Source organism: Streptomyces telluris, from assembly GCF_024519335.1.
Classification (GTDB): domain Bacteria; phylum Actinomycetota; class Actinomycetes; order Streptomycetales; family Streptomycetaceae; genus Streptomyces; species Streptomyces telluris.
In genome coordinates this window covers 203,702-217,525 of the sequence record NZ_JANIID010000006.1, presented here as the reverse complement: position 1 = coordinate 217,525, position 13,824 = coordinate 203,702, and the positions used below count along the sequence as shown (strand labels likewise).

The 13,824-nt window shown below is 72.8% G+C and carries 15 protein-coding genes; 10 read left to right on the top strand and 5 right to left on the bottom strand.

Going from position 1 to position 13,824, the window contains the following annotated elements; all coding sequences use genetic code 11:
* Positions 1–98: 98 nt before the first annotated feature.
* Together NQU55_RS09655 and NQU55_RS09650 are read left to right on the top strand one after the other, a co-directional pair.
* Positions 99–1,463 carry a sensor histidine kinase gene (locus NQU55_RS09655; protein ID WP_168094608.1) on the top strand — a complete coding sequence of 455 codons (1,365 nt, stop codon included), beginning with the start codon at positions 99–101 and terminating at the stop codon, positions 1,461–1,463.
* Positions 1,460–2,137: a response regulator gene (locus tag NQU55_RS09650; protein WP_168094609.1), complete on the top strand. Its 678-nt coding sequence runs from the start codon at positions 1,460–1,462 to the stop codon at positions 2,135–2,137. The genes NQU55_RS09655 and NQU55_RS09650 overlap by 4 nt, the downstream gene beginning before the upstream one ends.
* Before the next feature lie 37 nt (positions 2,138–2,174).
* Here the strand turns inward: NQU55_RS09650 and NQU55_RS09645 are convergent, their stop codons facing one another.
* Complete coding sequence (locus NQU55_RS09645) at positions 2,175–3,200, bottom strand: aldo/keto reductase (protein WP_256790249.1); 1,026 nt, start codon at positions 3,198–3,200, stop codon at positions 2,175–2,177.
* Between the two features lie 7 nt (positions 3,201–3,207).
* Positions 3,208–3,693: a MerR family transcriptional regulator gene (locus tag NQU55_RS09640; RefSeq protein WP_168093817.1), complete on the bottom strand. Its 486-nt coding sequence runs from the start codon at positions 3,691–3,693 to the stop codon at positions 3,208–3,210.
* Between the two features lie 150 nt (positions 3,694–3,843).
* Between NQU55_RS09640 and NQU55_RS09635 the strand changes: the two genes are divergently transcribed.
* Positions 3,844–4,659, top strand: coding sequence for a serine hydrolase domain-containing protein (locus NQU55_RS09635; RefSeq protein ID WP_168093816.1), 816 nt, complete (start codon positions 3,844–3,846; stop codon positions 4,657–4,659).
* 93 nt (positions 4,660–4,752) lie between these two features.
* On the opposite strand, the gene NQU55_RS09630 is transcribed toward NQU55_RS09635, so the two are convergent.
* Positions 4,753–5,439 (bottom strand): pirin family protein, encoded by a 687-nt coding sequence (locus NQU55_RS09630; RefSeq protein ID WP_168093815.1) that lies wholly within the window; start codon positions 5,437–5,439, stop codon positions 4,753–4,755.
* A gap of 57 nt (positions 5,440–5,496) precedes the next feature.
* Here NQU55_RS09630 and NQU55_RS09625 point away from each other — a divergent pair, with 57 nt between their 5' ends.
* From NQU55_RS09625 to fabF, 5 genes are all read left to right on the top strand, one after another.
* A complete protein-coding gene (locus NQU55_RS09625; RefSeq protein ID WP_058044581.1) occupies positions 5,497–6,681 on the top strand; it encodes a PucR family transcriptional regulator in 1,185 nt (394 codons plus the stop codon).
* An 89-nt stretch (positions 6,682–6,770) separates the two neighbouring features.
* Positions 6,771–7,724 carry an ACP S-malonyltransferase gene (locus NQU55_RS09620; protein ID WP_168093814.1) on the top strand — a complete coding sequence of 318 codons (954 nt, stop codon included), beginning with the start codon at positions 6,771–6,773 and terminating at the stop codon, positions 7,722–7,724.
* A 13-nt stretch (positions 7,725–7,737) separates the two neighbouring features.
* Positions 7,738–8,784: a ketoacyl-ACP synthase III gene (locus tag NQU55_RS09615; protein WP_168093813.1), complete on the top strand. Its 1,047-nt coding sequence runs from the start codon at positions 7,738–7,740 to the stop codon at positions 8,782–8,784.
* 102 nt (positions 8,785–8,886) lie between these two features.
* Entirely contained in the window at positions 8,887–9,135 is a 249-nt protein-coding gene (locus NQU55_RS09610) for an acyl carrier protein (protein WP_168093812.1), read from the top strand.
* A 70-nt stretch (positions 9,136–9,205) separates the two neighbouring features.
* On the top strand, positions 9,206–10,471 hold the full coding sequence (gene fabF, locus NQU55_RS09605; RefSeq protein WP_168093811.1) for a beta-ketoacyl-ACP synthase II: 1,266 nt from the start codon (positions 9,206–9,208) through the stop codon (positions 10,469–10,471).
* Between the two features lie 203 nt (positions 10,472–10,674).
* Here the strand turns inward: fabF and NQU55_RS09600 are convergent, their stop codons facing one another.
* Positions 10,675–11,169: a DUF3145 domain-containing protein gene (locus tag NQU55_RS09600; protein ID WP_058044575.1), complete on the bottom strand. Its 495-nt coding sequence runs from the start codon at positions 11,167–11,169 to the stop codon at positions 10,675–10,677.
* A 322-nt stretch (positions 11,170–11,491) separates the two neighbouring features.
* On the opposite strand from NQU55_RS09600, the gene NQU55_RS09595 reads away from it, so the two are divergent.
* On the top strand, positions 11,492–12,382 hold the full coding sequence (locus NQU55_RS09595; protein WP_168093810.1) for an SGNH/GDSL hydrolase family protein: 891 nt from the start codon (positions 11,492–11,494) through the stop codon (positions 12,380–12,382).
* Positions 12,383–12,758: 376 nt separating this feature from the next.
* On the top strand, positions 12,759–13,274 hold the full coding sequence (locus tag NQU55_RS09590) for an isochorismatase family protein (protein WP_168093809.1): 516 nt from the start codon (positions 12,759–12,761) through the stop codon (positions 13,272–13,274).
* A 33-nt stretch (positions 13,275–13,307) separates the two neighbouring features.
* Here the strand turns inward: NQU55_RS09590 and NQU55_RS09585 are convergent, their stop codons facing one another.
* Positions 13,308–13,736, bottom strand: a complete 429-nt coding sequence (locus NQU55_RS09585; protein WP_168093808.1) for a MarR family winged helix-turn-helix transcriptional regulator — start codon at positions 13,734–13,736, stop codon at positions 13,308–13,310.
* Positions 13,737–13,824: the final 88 nt, after the last annotated feature.

Sequence of the window (13,824 nt, the reverse complement as noted above, 5' to 3'; positions counted from 1 at the left end):
AGGCGTGCGTCTGCTACCGGTGCTACCCCGGTATGACCCGCAAGCCCCCACCCCGGGGTGACGTCCCCGCCGGGGCCGCGGCCTAGGCTGAAAGGGTCATGATCCAGTCACCCCCTGCCCCTCTCGCGCGGGCGCGCGCCTTCGCGCTCGCCGTCTGCACCCCCGCCGGACCGCCCGTGCCGCTGGGCGGCCGGTCGCGCCGGCGCTGGGTGCGCAGGCTGCCGTACGTGGCCGCCTGGCTGTTCACCGCCCTGCTGCTGCCGCTGACGGGCTACAGCCTGGCGGAGGAGTACGGCCTGGGCTTCGGCCTCTCGCTGTCCCTCGGCACCGCCCAGGCCGTGTCCCTGCTCGCCGCCGTCCGCAGGCCCCTGCTCGCCTGGGCCGTCGCCTTCACGGCGGGCATCGTGGCGGCCGTGGCCGCGCTGGCCGAGCCGCCCGTGAACAACGACTGGCCGTGGCCCTGGCCGCCGACGACCGTGATCACCATGCTGCTGCTGATGCTCGCGGTCGGCATGCGGGAGCGGCGCCCGACGCTGCTGGCCGTCTGGCTGGCCACGGGCGTCTCGGGCGCGGTCCTGCGGGGCGTGGCGCCGGATCGCAGCTCCTCCAACGTCTGGATCACCCTGTTCGTGACCGGCGGCATCCTGATGCTGCTCGCCGGGGCCCTGCGCGAGCGCGGCGACGCGCGGCGGGCGCTGGCGGAGCAGGAGACCATCAGCGAGGCCGAGCGGGCACAGCGCACCCTGCTGGAGGAGCGCACCCGCATCGCCCGCGAGCTGCACGACGTCGTCGCCCACCACATGTCGGTGATCACCGTGCAGGCGGACAGCGCCCCGTACCGCATCGAGGGCCTGCCGGAGCAGGCGCGCGAGGAGTTCGGCGCGATCGCCGCCACGGCGCGGGAGTCGCTGACCGAGATGCGCCGGCTGCTGGGGGTGCTGCGCAGCGAGGGCGCCTCCGGCGGAGGCGGCGCGGAGCGGGCGCCGCAGCCGGGCGTCGCGCGGATCCCGCAGCTGGTCGAGGCGACCGTGCGGTCCGGGCTGCCGGTGGAGCTGGCCATGCCGGAGCCCCTGCCGGACGCCGTGCCGCAGACCGTGGACCTCTCCGCGTACCGCATCGTCCAGGAGGCCCTGGCCAACGTCGTCCGGCACGCGCCGGGGGCGGACACGCGGGTGTCGGTGTCCGTCGGCGAGGCCGGCACGGACCTGATGGTGCTGGTCGTCAACACCGCCGCGGCGGACCGGGACGCGCGGCCGGTGGAGACCGGCGGCACGGGCCACGGCCTGGTCGGCATGCGGGAGCGGGTGCGGCTGGTCGGCGGCACGCTCGACACCGGCCCGCTGGACGGCGGCGGCTTCCGCGTCGCCGCGCGGCTCCCGCTCACCGCGGAGTCGGGCACGGAATTCCCCACGGAATCGCTTACGGGCACCACAGGAAAAGAAGAGGACTCCCGCACCGCATGACCATCAAGGTGATCATCGTCGACGACCAGGCCATGGTGCGGGCGGGCTTCGCCGCGCTGCTGGCCGCGCAGCCCGACATCGACGTCGTCGGCGACGCCGCGGACGGGCGGCAGGGCGTGGAGCTGGGCCGCAGCGCCCACCCGGACGTCGTGCTGATGGACGTCCGGATGCCCGAGATGGACGGGCTGGAGGCCGCACGGCAGCTCCTCGACCCCCCGCGCGGCGTGCACCACCGCCCGAAGGTGCTGATGCTGACGACGTTCGACGTGGACGACTACGTCTACGAGGCGCTGCGCGCGGGCGCCTCCGGCTTCCTGCTGAAGGACGCCCCGCCCGCGGACCTGATCTCGGCCGTCCGGGTCGTGGCCGCCGGAGAGGCCCTGCTGGCCCCGTCCGTGACGCGCCGTCTGATCGCCGACTTCGCCAAGCAGCGCCCCGCCCGCCGCAAGGGCCCGTCCCTGCGGCTGAACGGGCTCACGCCGCGCGAGACCGAGGTCCTCGAACTCATCGCGCGGGGCCTGTCCAACCAGGAGATCGCGGCGTCCCTGGTGCTCGCCGAGCAGACCGTCAAGACGCACATCGGCCGGGTCCTGGCCAAGCTGGACCTGCGCGACCGCGCCCAGGCGGTGATCTTCGCCTACGAGTCGGGGCTGGTGGCCCCGGGCGGGCAGTGACGGGACGTCACCCGCACCGCGCCGCCCGTGGCCGGGCCTACTCGCGGCCGGCGGAGGTGAAGGCCATGTCGGCGTACCGGGTGCCCGCGACCCTGCCGGCGATCGGCTCCAGGGCCGCGAGCTCGTCCGCCGTCAGGGTGATGCGGGTCGCGCCCGCGTTCTCCTCCAGGCGGGAGCGGCGGCGCGTGCCCGGGATCGGAACGACCGTCAAGCCGTGCACCTGCGCCTGCTGCTGGACCCAGGCCAGGGCCACCTGGCCCGGGGAGGTGCCGTGCTGCTCCGCGATCCGCCGGACGGGCTCCAGCAGCGCCGCGTTCGCCTCCGCGTTGCCGCCGGTGAAGCGCGGCATGGTGCGGCGGAAGTCGTCGCCCGACAGCTCGCTCTCGGCCCGCACGAAGGAGCCGGTCAGGAAGCCCCGCCCGAGCGGGGAGTAGGGCACGAGGGCCACGCCCAGCTCCCGCGCGGCCGGCACCACGTGCGTCTCGATGTCGCGGCTGAAGAGCGACCACTCCGACTGCACGGCGGCGATCGGGTGCACGGCCTGCGCGGCGCGCAGTTCGCCGGCCGTGACCTCGCTGAGGCCCAGGTGCTTGACCTTGCCCTCGGCGACCAGCTCGGCCATGGCGCCGACCGTCTCCTCGACGGGGACGTTCACGTCGCGCCGGTGCATGTAGTAGAGGTCGATCTCGTCGACGCCGAGCCGCCGCAGGCTGGCCTCCACGGCCTGCCGGATGTACGGGCGGTCGTTGCGGATCGTCCGGACCTGCGGGTTCCCGGGGTCGATCCCGAGGGCGAACTTGGTGGCCAGGACGACGTCTTCGCGATGGGCCCGGACGAAGGGCGCGATGAACTTCTCGTTCTCGCCGAGGCCGTAGACGTCGGCGGTGTCGAAGAGCGTGACACCCAGTTCGAGCGCGCGCTCCAGCGTCGCCCGGGCCTCGTCCGGGTCGGTCGTCGGTCCGTAGGCGAAGCTCATGCCCATGCAGCCGAGGCCCTGAACGCCCACTTCGGGGCCGCCGGTGCCGAGGGTCGCGGTGGAGATCTTGTCGTTGCTGTCGGTCATCGGTGCGTCAGGCCCCTTCGGCGGCCTCGGCCCGTCGCCGGGCGTCGGCGTATATGTCGATCTTGTAGTCGAGTACCTCGAGGGTGCTGCGCAGCTCCGCGATGCGCGTGCGGACGTCCTCGCGGTGCGCGGTCAGCAGCCGTTCCCGCTCGGCCAGCGTGTGCTCGCCCTCGCGGACGAGCCGTGCGTAGCGGACCATGTCGGCCACCGGCATGCCGGTCAGGCGGAGCCGCCCCACCAGGTCCAGCCAGTCGAGGTCCCGGTCCGTGTAGCGGCGCTGGCCGGTGTGCGAGCGGTCCACGTGCGGCATCAGCCCGATCCGCTCGTACCAGCGCAGCGTGTGCACCGACAGCCCCGTGCAGTCGGCCACTTCGCTGATCGTGTAGCGGTCGCGCCCCGCCGGGCGGCTGTGGCGCTGCCGTTCCAGCACGGTGCACACGGCGGCCGGCGGTGCGGTGTCCACGACGGCCGGTGCGGTCTCCAAGACGGTCATCGAGCTTCCCCCTGTTTCGCGGGCGTTCGCAGTCGTTGCCCTTGCGATGACCACAACGCTAGAGAGTTCGAGTGCACTCCAGGCAAGCGAAGACTTGGGGGAATCTTGGCCGGAGCGGCCGGGCGGCGGGGCCGGGATAGGCTCGGAGCCATGCAGAGCCTGCGGATGATCGAGAACTGGCCGGTGGACACCGCTGCGGCGGCGGTCGTACGGGCCGATGGCACGACGGTGGGCGCACACGGCCCGGTGGAGCACCGCTTCCCGCTGGCCTCCGTCACCAAACCGCTCGCCGCCTACGCCGCGCTCGTCGCCGTCGAGGAGGGCGCGGTCGAGCTCGACGAGCCGGCCGGTCCCGCGGGCTCGACGGTCCGCCACCTCCTCGCCCACACCTCCGGGCTGGCCTTCGACGAGCACCGGTCCATGGCGGAGCCGGGCACGCGGCGGCTCTACTCCAACGCCGGCTTCGAGGTGCTCGGCGACCACATCGCCAAGGCCACGGACATCCCCTTCGCGGACTACCTGCGGGAGGCGGTGCTGGAGCCGCTGGGGATGACGGCGACGGACCTTGCGGGCTCGCCCGCCAAGGACGGCGTCTCCACCGTCGCCGACCTGGTGCGCTTCGCCGCGGAGCTGCAGGCGCCGCGGCTGCTCTCGCCGGAGACCGTGGCCGGGGCGACGTCGGTGGCCTTCCCCGGCCTCACCGGGATCCTGCCCGGCTACGGGCACCAGCGGCCCAACGACTGGGGCCTCGGCTTCGAGATCCGCGACGGCAAGTCCCCGCACTGGACGGGCGCGTCGTCTTCGCCCCGCACGTTCGGCCACTTCGGGCAGTCGGGGACGTTCCTGTGGGTGGACCCCGCCGCGGGCGCGGCGTGCGTCGCCCTGACGGACCGCGCGTTCGGGCCGTGGGCGACCGAGGTCTGGCCGGCCCTGACGGACGCGGTCCTGACCGAGCTGCGCTCCTAGGACGTGCATCACGACCGTCTGAGTAACCGGGCTGGGGGCACCTCCCAGCGGTAGCTGGGGGAGGTTGGGCGAGGCCCGGCGTGAAGCGCCGGGTCACCCGAAGTGAGGCTCGGCGTGCATCTCCCACGCCAGCAGCTCCGCGTCGGCACCGAGCGCCTCGACCTCGACGGCGGAGGCGTCCAGCAGTCGCGCGGCGTCGCCCGGGCGCAGGACGTCGCCGTCCACCCGGACATCACCGCGTACGACGTGCACGTACACCCACGGCGCCCCCGGCAGGGACCCCCGCTCGCCGGCCCGGAGCCGCCGCACGTGCAGCACCGCCTCCGCTCCCGGCAGCACGTACGACGCGTCGTCGGCGACGCCCCGCACCACCTCGTACGAGGGCTCGCCGCCGTACTCCGACGGAGTCAGCCACATCTGTACGAAGCGCAGGGGCGCCCCGCCCTCGTTCCGCTCGGTGTGGTGGACGCCGGCACCGGCGCTGAGCCGCTGCACGTCACCGGGCCGCACGATCTCGGTGTGCCCCGTGGAGTCCTCGTGGGTGAGCTCCCCCTCGACCACCCACGTGACGATCTCGACGTCGCGGTGGGGGTGCTCCGCGAAACCGGCGCCGGCGGCGAGCCGCTCCTCGTTGCAGGCGGCGAGCGGTCCGAACCGCACGTTGTCGGGGTCGTAGAAGCCGGAGAAGGAGAAGGCGTGCCAGGTCTCGATCCCGGCCTCCGGGTCGCCGCCGCGGAAGCGTTCACCGGCGCGCTGGACGGACCGCTGTACGTGCGTCATCGGGCTACGGTAGCCCGGCGACCCCGCACCGGACCCGAATAAGGCAGGCTTGTCCCCGTGCCTGAACCCGCCGCTAACACCCCGCATCCGCACAGCGCCACCCTCCGCCGCCTGGAGAAGTCATCCGGCACGCTGGCCGCCGCCGCCATCGCCCGCATGGATGCCCAGCTGCCGTGGTACCGGGCGATGCCCCCGGAGAACCGGTCGTGGATCGGCCTGGTCGCCCAGGCCGGCATCGCGGCCTTCACGGAGTGGTTCCGGCATCCGGAGACCCCGCAGGCCATCAGCACGGACGTGTTCGGCACGGCCCCGCGCGAGCTGACGCGGGCGATCACTTTGCGCCAGACGGTGGAGATGGTCCGGACCACCATCGAGGTCATGGAGTCGGCCATCGACGAGGTGGCGGCCCCCGGCGACGAGGGCGTGCTGCGGGAGGCGCTGCTCGTCTACGCCCGCGAGATCGCCTTCGCCACCGCGCAGGTCTACGCGCAGGCCGCCGAGGCACGGGGCGCCTGGGACGCCCGCCTGGAGTCGCTGGTGGTCAACGCGGTGCTCTCGGGCGAGGCGGACGAGGGCGCCCTCTCGCGGGCCGCGGCCCTCGGCTGGAGCGCCCCGGCGCACGTCTGCGTGGTGCTCGGCACCGCCCCGAACGGGGACAGCGAGCTGACGGTCGAGGCGATCCGGCGCGCGGCGCGGCACGCCAAGGTGCAGGTGCTGACGGGGGTGCTCGGCGACCGCCTGGTGGTGATCGCGGGCGGCTCCGACAATCCGCTGCAGACGGCCAAGGCGCTGATCGGGCCGTTCGCGGCGGGCCCGGTGGTGGCCGGCCCGGTGGTGCCGGACCTGCTGTCGGCGACGCGCTCGGCGCAGGCCGCGGCGGCCGGTCTCAAGGCGTGCGCGGCCTGGCCGGACGCCCCCCGTCCGGTGCCGGCGGACGATCTGCTGCCGGAGCGGGCGATGGCCGGGGACACCACGGCCCGCGATCAGCTGGTGGAGGAGATCTACAGACCGCTCCAGGAAGCGGGCTCGGCTCTGCTGGAGACGCTGAGTGTCTACCTGGAGCAGGCGAGTAGCTTGGAAGGTGCGGCACGGATGCTGTTCGTCCATCCCAACACCGTGAGATACCGCCTCCGACGTGTGACGGACGTCACCGGGTGGTCACCCTCCGATGTCCGCTCCGCGTTTACGCTGCGGATCGCGCTCATCCTGGGGCGTCTGGCCGACACGGAGACGGCCCTCTAGCCTTTTGTCGAACGTCAACAATTCCCCTGACGGTTCTTGGTCCCCATCCCCACGGGTGGCCGGAGCCGTCCACGAGAGAGAGTGTGAGGGTGCTCGTACTCGTCGCTCCCGGCCAGGGCGCTCAGACGCCCGGCTTCCTGACCCCCTGGCTCGACCTCCCCGGTGTCGAAGACCGGCTCCGTGAGTGGTCCGCCGCCATCGACCTGGACCTGGTCCACTACGGCACGAAGGCCGACGCGGACGAGATCCGCGACACCGCCGTCGCGCAGCCGCTGCTGGTCGCGTCGGCGCTGGTCTCGGCCCGGCAGCTGTTCCCGGCGGCGGAGGACTTCGCCCGCCTGGTGGGTGCGGCCGCGGGCCACAGCGTGGGCGAGCTCGCCGCGGCGGCGCTGACCGGCGTGCTGCCGGAGCGCTCCGCCATGGAGCTGGTCCGCAAGCGCGGCCTGGCCATGGCCGAGGCCGCCGCCGTCACCGAGACGGGCATGTCGGCGCTGCTCGGCGGCGACCCCGAGGTCGTCCTGCCGCACCTGGAGAAGCTCGGCCTGACCCCGGCCAACGTCAACGGCGCGGGCCAGATCGTGGCCGCCGGCACCGCCGCGCAGCTGGCCGCGCTCGCGGAGGACAAGCCCGAGGGCACCCGCAAGGTCGTCGCGCTGAAGGTGGCGGGCGCGTTCCACACGCACCACATGGCCCCGGCCGTGTCGGCCCTGGAGGCCGCCGTGCAGGAGCTGTCCCCCGCCGAGCCGCACACCCGCTACGTCTCGAACAAGGACGGCGGCGTCGTCGCCTCGGGCGCGGAGATCGTGCAGCGGCTGGTCGGCCAGGTGGCCAACCCGGTCCGCTGGGACCTGTGCATGGAGACCTTCAAGGAGCTCGGCGTCACCGCCCTGATCGAGGTGGCCCCCGGCGGTACGCTGACCGGTCTGGCCAAGCGTGCCCTGCCCGGCGTGAAGACCCTGGCCCTGAAGTCGCCGGCCGACCTCGACGCAGCCCGTGAGCTGATCGCCGAGCACGCCGCACCCGCCGGGTCCCCGGCCGAATAAGGAGCCTCAGAGCATGACCTCGAAGATCAAGCCGAGCAAGGGCGCCCCGTACGCGCGCATTCTCGGCGTGGGCGGCTACCGCCCCACCCGGGTGGTGCCGAACGAGGAGATCCTGAAGTACATCGACTCCTCGGACGAGTGGATCCGCTCCCGCTCCGGCATCGCGACGCGGCACTGGGCCGGTCCGGAGGAGACGGTGTCCGCGATGTCGGTCGAGGCGGCCGGCAAGGCCATCGCCGACGCGGGCATCACCCCGGAGCAGGTCGGCGCCGTGGTCGTCTCGACGGTTTCGCACTTCCACCAGACCCCGGCCATCGCGACCGAGATCGCGCACCGGATCGGCGCGGACAAGCCCGCCGCCTTCGACATCTCGGCCGGCTGCGCGGGCTTCGGCTACGGGCTGACGCTGGCCAAGGGCCTGGTCGTCGAGGGCTCGGCGCAGTACGTCGTCGTCATCGGCGTCGAGCGGCTGTCGGACCTGACCGACCTGGAGGACCGCGCGACGGCCTTCCTCTTCGGCGACGGCGCGGGCGCCGTGGTCGTCGGCCCCTCCGACGAGCCGGCCATCGGCCCCACCGTCTGGGGCTCCGAGGGCGACAAGTCGAACACCATCAAGCAGACCCTGGGGTGGGACGCCTACCGCACCACCCCGGTGCCCGGCGGGGACGGCCCCGAGGCCCGCAAGGCCCTCGACGAGCTCCGTTTCCCGGCCATCACGCAGGAGGGCCAGGCGGTCTTCCGCTGGGCCGTCTTCGAGATGGCCAAGGTCGCCCAGCAGGCGCTGGACGACGCCGGGGTCAGTGCGGAGGACCTGGACGTCTTCATCCCGCACCAGGCCAACATGCGGATCATCGACTCGATGGTCAAGACCCTCAAGCTGCCGGAGAGCGTCACGGTCGCCCGTGACGTGGAGACCACGGGCAACACGTCCGCGGCCTCCATTCCGCTGGCCATGGAGCGGCTCCTGGCCACCGGCGCGGCGAAGAGCGGGGACACCGCGCTCGTCATCGGTTTCGGGGCGGGTCTCGTCTACGCCGCCACGGTCGTTACCCTCCCCTAGGCGAGATCCGCGCAGCCCGGCCCCGCCTCGCTGCGCGGAGCTCACCGCACCAGCAGTTCCTTACCACGCAGTTCCACCGCACAAATAGAAGGAGCGCCGCACATGGCCGCCACCCAGGAAGAGATCCTCAAGGGCCTCGCCGAGATCGTCAACGAGATCGCCGGCATCCCGGTCGAGGACGTCCAGCTGGACAAGTCCTTCACCGACGACCTGGACGTCGACTCGCTGTCCATGGTCGAGGTCGTCGTCGCCGCCGAGGAGCGCTTCGACGTCAAGATCCCCGACGAGGACGTCAAGAACCTCAAGACCGTCGGCGACGCCGCGGACTACATCCTGAAGCACCAGGACTGACCCGAGCGTTCGTCGCCACCCCAGCGGTGGCGGTTTCACCAGCACCTCTACACGTGGAGACAGAATTCCTGTGAGCTCGACCAATCGCACCGTGGTCGTCACCGGTATCGGCGCAACCACACCGCTGGGTGGCGACAGCGCGACGACCTGGGAGGCTCTGCTCGCCGGCCGGTCCGGCGTCAAGCCCCTCGAAGGTGAGCGCTTCGCCGGCCTTCCGGTCCGCATCGCCGCTTCCGCGGCGGTGGATCCCGGTGATGTCCTGCCCCGCCCGCTCGCCCGCAAGCTGGACCGCTCGGCGCAGTTCGCGCTGATCGCGGCCCGTGAGGCCTGGGCCGACGCGGGTTACACCGCCATGGCCGGCGAGGACTCGTCCATCGCCCCCGAGCGCCTCGGCACCGTCATCGCCTCCGGCATCGGCGGCGTGACCACCCTGCTCGACCAGTACGACGTGCTCAAGGAGAAGGGCGTCCGCCGCGTCTCCCCGCACACCGTGCCCATGCTCATGCCGAACAGCCCCTCGGCCAACGTAGGCCTGGAGGTGAACGCCCAGGCGGGCGTGCACACCCCGGTCAGCGCCTGCGCCTCCGGCGCCGAGGCCATCGGCTACGCCGTCGAGATGATCCGCAGCGGCCGCGCCGACGTGGTCGTCGCCGGCGGCACCGAGGCGGCGATCCACCCGCTGCCCATCACCGCCTTCGCCAACATGATGGCGATGTCCAAGAACAACGAGGAGCCCGAGAAGGCCTCCCGCCCGTACGACAAGGCCCGTGACGGCTTCGTCCTCGGCGAGGGCGCCGGCGTCGTGATCCTCGAGTCCGCCGAGCACGCCGCACGCCGCGGCGCGCGGGTCTACTGCGAGGTGCTGGGCCAGGGCCTGTCCGCGGACAGCCACCACATCGCCCAGCCCGAGCCGACCGGCCGCGGCATCGCCGCCGCGCTGCAGAGCCTGCTCGACAGCACCGACCTCAAGCCGTCCGAGGTCGTGCACCTCAACGCGCACGCCACGTCCACCCCGCAGGGTGACGCGGCCGAGATCAAGGCGCTGCGCAAGGTCCTCGGCGACGACCTCGACCACGTCGCGGTCTCCGCGACCAAGTCGATGACCGGCCACCTGCTGGGCGGCGCGGGCGGCATCGAGACGGTCATGACCGTCCTCGCCCTGCACACCCGCACGGCCCCGCCGACCATCAACGTCGACGACCTGGACGAGGACATCGACGCGGACATCGTCCGCAACGAGCCCCGTGCCCTTCCCGCCGAGGGCCCGATCGCCGCGATCAACAACTCGTTCGGCTTTGGCGGCCACAACGTGGTCCTGGCCCTCCGCTCGGTCTGACCGCACCCCGCCCGACGCGACGGCCCCGCCCCGGAACCCCCGGGGCGGGGCCGTCGCCGTTCCGGCGCCCGCCGGGTCCGAGCCACACCGTCCGGCTGCCGACGGCGGCGAAGGCCGGCTCCAGGGTCTTGCGCACCTCCTGCGGCCGTGCTGCCCGACTGGACCCGGACCGTGCCGGGCCGCAGGGCGGGGGCGGCGGCGCTTCAGACCACCTGGTGCAGCCAGCGCACCGGTGCGCCCTCTCCCGCGTAGCGGAAGGGCTCCAGTTCGTCGTCCCAGGGCTTGCCGAGGAGCTTGGCGACCTCGGCCTCCAGCTCCGTCTCGCCGCGGGCGGCGCGGGCGAGGGCCGCGCGCAGCCGGTCCTCGGGGACGAGGATGTCGCCGTGGATGCCGGTGACGGCGTGGAAGATGCCGAGGTCGGGGGTGGAGCTGTAGCGCTCGCCCTCAGCCGTGGCGCACGGCTCGGCGGTCACCTCGAAGCGCAGCAGGTGCCAGCCGCGCAGTGCGGAGGCGAGTTTGGAGGCGGTGCCGACCTGGCCCTGCCAGGAGAATTCGGCGCGCCAGGTGCCGGGCGAGGCGGGCTGCCGGATCCAGTCGAGGGTGACCCGCACACCGAGCACGCCCGCGACCGCCCATTCGACGTGCGGGCACAGCGCGCGCGGCGCGGAGTGCACATACAGAACTCCACGTGTCGTCACCGGGACCTCCAGTGCGGTTCGAGGTTCGCCTTCCCCAGCGGCCTCGCACCCGTACCGGTCCCGCCTGGGACAGCGTGAAACATTCTGCCCCAATGGCCACTCCCGCACCAGCTCGCGAGGTTACCAACAGTAAACACCATCGGGAGCATTTCTCCTGAAAGGGACAGGATGTGACGTGTCGTATTTCAGTTGTGCCGGAAGTGCAAAGCCGCCCCGGGGCCCGGCACAACCACCCCGGGGAAAAGCTACCGTGCGAAGGTACCCCCGCGGTGACGTACCGTCGGACCCGAACAGATATCACCCGGCCGGAGGGGAAAAAGCGATGCGCCGCAGCACGGTGCGGAAGGTGCGCGGAGCCGCCAGGGCGGCCGTCGCAGCGGTCTCCGCCTTCTCGGCAGCCCTGCTCGTCACGGGCTGTGACAGCGGTGGAGAGGACACGTCCGCGGGAAAGCCGAGCGCCTCGCCCGCCGCCCCCGCCTGGAATACCCGGCCCACCTCCATCGCCTCGCTGGGCGACTCCATTACGCGCGGATTCGACGCCTGCTCGGTGCTCGCGGACTGCCCGGAGGTCTCCTGGGCCACGGGCACGCAGGTCGACAGCGTCGCCCGGAAACTGCTGGCGTCACCGCAGACGAGCAGCTGGAATTACGCGCGGACCGGCGCCCGGATGGCCGATCTCCCGGGGCAGATGCAGTCGGCGATCGCCCACAAGCCGCAGCTGGTGACCGTCCTCCTGGGCGCCAATGACGCCTGCCGCGACAATGTGGCCGACATGACGCCGACGGCCTCGTTCCGCGCGGACTTCGAGGCCTCGGTGAAGAAGCTGCGCACCGCCCTGCCCAAGTCCCAGCTCTACGTGGCCAGCGTGCCCGACCTGCAGCGCCTGTGGACGCAGGGCCGCGCGAACGGCTACGCCAAGACGGTCTGGAAGCTGGGCATCTGCCCGTCGATGCTCAAGGACTCCGAGTCCGCCGACCCGGCGGCGGAGCAGCGCCGCGCCCAGGTCGTCAAGCGGGTCGCCGAGTACAACGCGGCCCTGAAGGACGTCTGCGGCCGGGACGCGCTGTGCCGCTACGACGGCGCGGTCCACGGCTACGACTTCACGAGCGAGGCGCTCAGCAAGTGGGACTGGTTCCACCCGAGCAGGAAGGGCCAGGGGGAGCTGGCGGCGCTGGCCTACCGGACCATCACCGCGGAGAAGCACCCGGCCTGAGGCCCGGCCCGGGGCCGGAGCGTGGCTCGGGGCGGGACCTGTCAGGTGGCCCCGCCCCGGTCAGACGCGGTCGTGCGGCCCGCGCGCGGCGCGGGCGTACGTACCCTCGCTCCGGCCGTCCGGCGCCGCGCGCACGCGCACTGCACGCCCCCGGCTTTGGCCAAAGCCACGTCCGGGCGGGCGTTCGCGCCTGCTCATCAGCACGGTATCCGATGAACAGACCTTACTCATAAGCAAGTTCACCCCTGCGCGGGTCAACTTCCTTACCTGCCACGCGCCTGCGGCCACGCGGACGTCGGACAAGCTTTACCTATCGTCATCCCGGCGGCGTTCCGCAGGCCGCCCGCGGCCCGTGCCCGACCGGTACCGTCTGGCCATGACGGAAATCGACCCGCAGCGCACCGCCCTCGTCCTCGTCGACCTGATGGAGCGCATCGTCGCGCTCCCCCTCGCTCCGCGCAGCGGGGACGAAGTGGTCCGCACGGCGGAGGAGTTGGCGCGGTCGTTCCGCAAGTCCGGGGGCACGGTGGTCGTGGTGCGCACCGAGCGGCCGGGGGCGCCGGAGCAGCCGCCGGGGAGCGGGCTGCTCGCGGGGTTCGCCGAGGAGGGCGACGTCGAGGTGGTGAAGCGGGCGGTCGGCGCCTTCCACGGCACGGACCTGGACGCGCGGCTGCGCGAGCGCGGCGTGCGGACGCTCGTCCTCGGCGGGATCGCCACCAACCTGGGCGTGGAGTCGACGGCCCGCGCGGCCGCCGACCACGGCTACGGGCTGGTGTTCGCGGAGGACGCGATGAGCGCGCTGACGGCGGAGGAGCACCGGGCCTCGGTGACGCTGGACATGCCGCGCCTGGGCACGGTGACCACGGCCGCGGACCTGCGGTTCCCCGCGTAGGGGGCGGCCGGGCCACCCCTTTTCCCCGTCCGTTCAGGCGCCCGGTTCCAGCATCCGGCGCAGCAGGTCCCGCAGGGCCCCGCGCTCCTCTGCCGAGAGGGCGGCGAGCGGCTCGCGGGCGAAGTCAAGCGACTCGCTCAGGCGCCCGGCGGTGTCGAGGCCGGCCGGGGTGGCCGCCGCGAGCTTGATCCGGCGGTCGTCGGGGTCGGGGCGCCGCTCCACCAGGCCGCGGGCCTCCAGGCGGTCGACGATGCCGGTGACGTTCGACGGCTCGCACTTGAGGAGCTGGGCTATCCGGCGCATCGGCAGGGACTCGCGCGCGAGCAGGGCGAGGACCTTCGCCTGGGCGCCGGTGAGCGCGTGCTTGGCCGCCGCCTCCTCGTACTCCTCGTGGTAGCGGGCCACGACGGTCGCGATGAGATCGACGACCTCACGGGTCAGGGCATCGGTTCGGGGGGCCATGGATCCAGGGTAACGCGTTGCTTGACAACATGAAATATCGAGGCGCATGGTTGTTTAAGTTGCTTAACCTTTTGCCTGATCCTCAGGA